Origin of the sequence: Pseudogracilibacillus amylolyticus (SeqCode), from assembly GCF_051918545.1 — a bacterium.
GTDB lineage: Bacteria > Bacillota > Bacilli > Bacillales > Amphibacillaceae > Pseudogracilibacillus.
The window spans coordinates 1-4,484 of the sequence record NZ_JBPPZG010000276.1; the positions used below are offsets into that span (position 1 = coordinate 1).

A 4,484-nucleotide genomic window follows, 5' to 3' on the forward strand; every position below is an offset into this window, starting at 1 on the left:
GGAAACTTGAATTATCGCTTTATCGGCTTTGTTCGACACCTTCACTTCAATTGTAGTGTTTGGTGGGTTATGTTTTATGGCATTCGAAATAATATTATCTAGAACGCGAGTGAACCATTTCGGATCAATGTCTGCATAACATGGATCCGATGCTGCGTAAAATTTAAAATGTTTGTCTTGAATCGTTAAATCATTTTTAAATTTTAAGACGTTTTTTTCCACAAACTTGTTCAAATCGATAGTTTGCTTTTCAATCGTTATGACACTATTTTTTAACTGAAAAACTAATGAAAAATCTTCCAGCAACTGAACCATATAATCACTTTTTTCCCGGATAACTTTTCCCATTTCTGATAATTCTGCTTCGGAAAAAGTATATTGCTGACTTTCTAATAAATGACCATAGCCTTGAACACTTGACAATGGGGTGCGGAGATCATGTGAAATGCCGGCCATCCATTCTGCTCTCGTTTTTTCCAATTGATTTCTTTCTTTTTCTGCTGCAATAAGCTTTGCTGACATCTTTTCAAAGGATTGAAATACTTCTTGGAAAATCCGATAGCGAAATTTTACTTTTCCATTTTTCTTAAAAATTTTTCGCCGTTCTTTCTCGGTTAAAACGTCTAGATAATGATTTTTCTCCATTCGTTCTAACCAATTGACAAACGTAATTAATGGTTTCCCGTAGCGATAGCCATTCCAAATGGAAACAGAAACCGCAATGAACAAACTGATTAGAGCAATCATTAGAAAAATTTGCGTTTCCTTCGCCGGAAGCAACCAAAAGCTCTGATCTTTATATTCTTCATTTTTTAAATGTAGCACCCACGTAACATTTGCTTTTTCGTCATGATGTGTAAAAACTTTTGTGGAATTTTTCCCCGGTTGATGAATTCTTCCAATTAAATCAAGAGGTTTGTTAGTATTTTCACTTGACTCACCGATCGTCTCCACCAAATCTCCATTGACATAAATATCAAGATAACTATTGTGTGATTGTAACGTTTGAATTAGGTTTTTGTGGTCTGTCTGTTCATTATATGTTTTATACAATTCTTCAAGCATCGTCTGCTCATCATTATAAAAGCCAAATATATAATAATAGACATCATTTTCCCATTTATCATAAACTGTTTCAACGGTATAATTATCGATTTCCCCTGTACTTTCAATTACTAATAGATCATGTTCAGAGTAGGATGATTGCAAAGAATCGGGTGTATTAATAGAATAAAAGACTTCACCATCCTGATTGACAAATTGAAACCACATATTATTTTCAATTAAAAGATCACGCCATTTTTCGTCAATTGAAAATGTATCTTCATTATAAACGGTTGCATTTATAGGAATGGATTCAATGATCTCTCTTTTGGGATTCGCTTTTAATTCTTCTTTAGTTGCTAAATTGGCAAGAAGAAAAAACAATGACACAGTAATAAAAAAGAGTGCTATTAACAAAGCAACAAATTGGAATGCAAAATGGAAAGTGACTCTTCGTTGTAATCTCATTAGCTATAATCCTTTACTAATTTGTATCCAAGACCGCGAATAGTCTGAAGATAAATAGGGTTACCAGGGTCAGGTTCAATCCGTTCCCGAATTCGTCGAACATGAACCATTACTGTATTATCATCCACCATATGTTCATAACCCCAAACAGCTGTAAATAATTGCTCTTTAGATAAAACTCGATTGACATTTTTACAGAAGTATACAAGGAGAAGAAAAACTTGCGCAGGACACGATACGAGCTGTCCGTCTACACTTAATTCTCCTGCATCTTCATCAACTGTAAAATGACCAAAATCATATAATTTTTTATTCGGTATCATGGCCACGGGATTTATCAGCTGTTTTCTTTTTAACTGTGCTTTTATTCTAGCGACAACTTCCAATGGATTAAACGGTTTTGTCACATAATCATCGCCGCCTTTTTCAAACCCTGTTAATACATCAAAATCGGTAACACGAGCGGTCAGGAATAATATATGGACATCCGTATATTCACGGATTTTTGTACATAAATCAAAGCCATTTATGTCGGGAAGCATAACATCTAAAACGATATAATCAAGCGGAGTTGTTTTCACAATTTGTAAAGCTTCTGCTCCAGTTTCCGCTGTATGTATATGATGAAAACCTTCTTTTCTCAAAACCATCTCTACCATTTGTAAAATTGCTTTTTCATCATCAACTAGTAAAATATGTTTCTCTTTCATTTTATTCACCCAATTTTATCCTACCATAGAAAGCTTACGAGAACCTTAACAGTTTTTGGGGAAAATTAATGTAAAGGTAAGGTAGGTGTTTTTCCTGAGAAAACTTCCTCATTTATTATAGAAAATGAACGTTATATAAAGAGGAGATAGATTAAAATGAATAAGCACGCAAGAATTCATGCCATTGATGGCATTCGTGGTTTTAGTTTATTTGGAATATTACTTGCCAATATGTTGATTTTCCAATACGGCTTATGGGGAAAAGATGAAATCCATATATTTGAGTTGTCGAGGGTAGATCAATACACGTACACTTTTACGAAAATTTTTATTGAAGGAAGTTTTATGCCAATTTTTACATTTTTATTTGGTTACTCGATGATCATGATGAAAAATAGCCTTGAACGAAAGAATTTAAGAGTAAAATGGCATTTATTCCGTAGAATGATAATGCTAATCGTTATTGGTCTCTTGCATTCTATCTATTTCTGGGAAGGGGATATTTTATTTCTTTATGGGGCGATGGGAATATTACTTTTAATGTTCGTAAACCGAAAGCCCAAGACAATACTTATTTGGGGAGTCAGTTTATTTTTGTTGTTTGGAATTGGAAGTTTTTTTGGAGAAGAAGAGCTGCAGCAAGCGGATATGGACTTTACAGACGCTTATATAGAAAAAACAACGGAAATTTACAGTTCCGGAACATATGCAGAGATTAAGGATTATCGAAATAACAATGAAGAAGATCCTTTATCAAAGGAGCTAGGGGAAAGTAAAATGGTATTTTTAGTTTTACTTACTCCGCTAGTAATTGCGCCGATGTTCCTATTTGGGATGTATGCAGCAAAAAGAAAGATGTTTTTCCGTCCACATAAGGAGAAGCGGTTTTATTGGATAGGATTTATCCTCTGTCTTCCAGTTGGTCTTTTGTTGAATATAATAGGATATTTTTATTCAGACAATAATTGGGCAATGGGGTTTGCGATGATAGGGGAGATACTACTAGCTTTCGGTTACATCTTTTTAGTTGCGCTATTGTATTGTCGCAAAAGCAAATTTCGAATTTTAACCTATTTAGAGAGTATTGGTAAATTGTCGTTAACAAATTATATTATGCAGACGGTGATTTGCACGACAATCTTTTATGGCTATGGATTTGCTCTCTTTGGTCGAGCTGGCGTTACAGATGGCATCTTGCTAGGGATAGTCGTTTTCGCACTACAAATATATTTTAGTACAATATACTTAAACCATTTTCGTTACGGTCCACTGGAAAAAATCACACGAAGTTTCACGTATCTGTCGTTTTTAAAATTTAACAAGAAAAGAACAAAGGGAAAAGTTGCTTAAGAGAAGAGGAATTTGTTTGAAAAAATTTTTACAAGGCTTAATTAAACCGACTATTATTTTTTGCTTGATATTAATACTCGCAATTATCGTTACTTATTTTATAAGCGCAAAATTCAGTTTTGATCCCGAAAAATTATTTACACAGTTTGAAAATGGTACAGTTGAAGATGCTCAACAACGAACTAAGCTCGATCTCACAGTAGCACTATTTACCAACAATATTCTAGTACCAATTCAAATCATATTGTTAGCAATTATTCCAATTCCATTTTTCTATACGATTGTATTAATCTTTAATGGTATTTTGAATGGTATGATTTTTTACATTTACAATGCCACGCATTTAGCGACAGGAAAAGGTGATTCCTTATTTTGGATGATTGTAAAAGGTTATTTACCACATTCTATCATTGAATTTCTTGCCTTTATTATAGCTACTGCTTTAGCTTATCGAATTAATCAATGGATCTTTGGAAAAATTGGTCAAAAACTTTTTGGGAAAAGCGCTCCTGTCTACACTTTTAAGGAATTGTTCGTAAATTCATTGTTAACTTTTATTACAGTGATCTTCCCATTAACTTTGATTGCTGCGGTAATAGAGGGTTTTATTACTCCGCTTTTTTTGTAGAAAATTTCTGAGCCGGGGAAGACAATAGAAGTCACTGGATCGGCTTTTCCTGGAGATACGACAACTGCTTGTGCAAGTCTAACGATATTAGCATTTTTAGTTGTTAACCTTTTGACATTTTCCAAGGGTGTAAGGATACATTTGTGCAAATGATAAAAATAGACAGGAGGTTTAATCTCCTGTCTATACTATTGGATTACACATTAATTGAACAAAAAAGCGAAGGCGCAGTCCCCTTCAAATTGCGTTAGCAATTAGTGGGGGTTAGCCTTCGCGGTCTTGAT

General features: G+C 34.0%; 4 protein-coding genes. 2 read left to right on the forward strand and 2 right to left on the reverse strand.

The genetic code is table 11. The features are described from left to right. Together ACPYKA_RS19295 and ACPYKA_RS19300 are read right to left on the reverse strand one after the other, a co-directional pair. Positions 1–1,512 (reverse strand): sensor histidine kinase (locus ACPYKA_RS19295; RefSeq protein WP_479543825.1); only part of this gene is annotated, 1,512 nt, incomplete at its 3' end. Further along, on the reverse strand, positions 1,512–2,222 hold the full coding sequence (locus tag ACPYKA_RS19300) for a response regulator transcription factor (RefSeq protein WP_479543826.1): 711 nt from the start codon (positions 2,220–2,222) through the stop codon (positions 1,512–1,514). The genes ACPYKA_RS19300 and ACPYKA_RS19295, both read right to left, overlap by 1 nt. 156 nt (positions 2,223–2,378) lie before the next feature. Here ACPYKA_RS19300 and ACPYKA_RS19305 point away from each other — a divergent pair, with 156 nt between their 5' ends. Together ACPYKA_RS19305 and ACPYKA_RS19310 are read left to right on the forward strand one after the other, a co-directional pair. After that, positions 2,379–3,572, forward strand: a complete 1,194-nt coding sequence (locus tag ACPYKA_RS19305; protein WP_479543827.1) for a DUF418 domain-containing protein — start codon at positions 2,379–2,381, stop codon at positions 3,570–3,572. A 16-nt stretch (positions 3,573–3,588) separates the two neighbouring features. Next, positions 3,589–4,200: a stage II sporulation protein M gene (locus tag ACPYKA_RS19310; protein ID WP_479543828.1), complete on the forward strand. Its 612-nt coding sequence runs from the start codon at positions 3,589–3,591 to the stop codon at positions 4,198–4,200. Positions 4,201–4,484: the final 284 nt, after the last annotated feature.